The following is a 575-nucleotide window of genomic DNA, read 5'->3' on the forward strand; positions in this document are numbered from 1 at the left end:
GATTTCCATGGAAGCGCTTTGGTGTCCGTTTAGAATTGGTTATAAATATCAGAAACCTGAAGGAGGTTTGTTTTTAAGGGTTGGTACGATGCTTTCATTTAAATTAAAAGAGTTTTCATCTTTTCCAGACTATGGCAGTGAAATCAGAGTCACCCCTCTGGAATTTGGAATTGGAGCTGGATTCACTTTTTAAGAAACCAGCCTATAACAAGAGCTAAACATCATGCTGACTACCAGTAAGATGGCAAGCCCAAAGCATTGCGAAACATCGCCAAATTATTAATTTGACTTTTAGATAAATGAAGTTAAAATCAAAATTAAAAATTTGGCTATTTGCAGCCTTAAAGTGTGTCGGTTGAAAGGCGCACGCTGCTTAGCCAGGCGTTGAGCATAATAAAGAATAAATATCAAGAGTGTTAAAAAGCAAGAAAAAAATTAAAGCGAGAAAGGTTCGCAAATCAAAAAAGAAAAAACTCAAAAAGGATGTGAGTGTTTTTGAGGATGTGAGTGTTTTTGAAAACCCATCCTTCTTCTTGGAGTCGGATGCACCAAAAATTGAGTACAAATCCAATACA

The 575-nt window shown here is 36.2% G+C and carries 1 protein-coding gene; it reads left to right on the plus strand.

Going from position 1 to position 575, the window contains the following annotated elements; translation table 11 throughout:
- On the plus strand, positions 1-193 hold a 193-nt coding region (locus ACQY5W_RS13390; RefSeq protein WP_428025467.1), incomplete at its 5' end, for a hypothetical protein.
- Positions 194-575 lie beyond the last annotated feature (382 nt).

The sequence above is a fragment of the Arcobacter sp. genome (assembly GCF_050300555.1).
Lineage (GTDB): Bacteria > Campylobacterota > Campylobacteria > Campylobacterales > Arcobacteraceae > Arcobacter.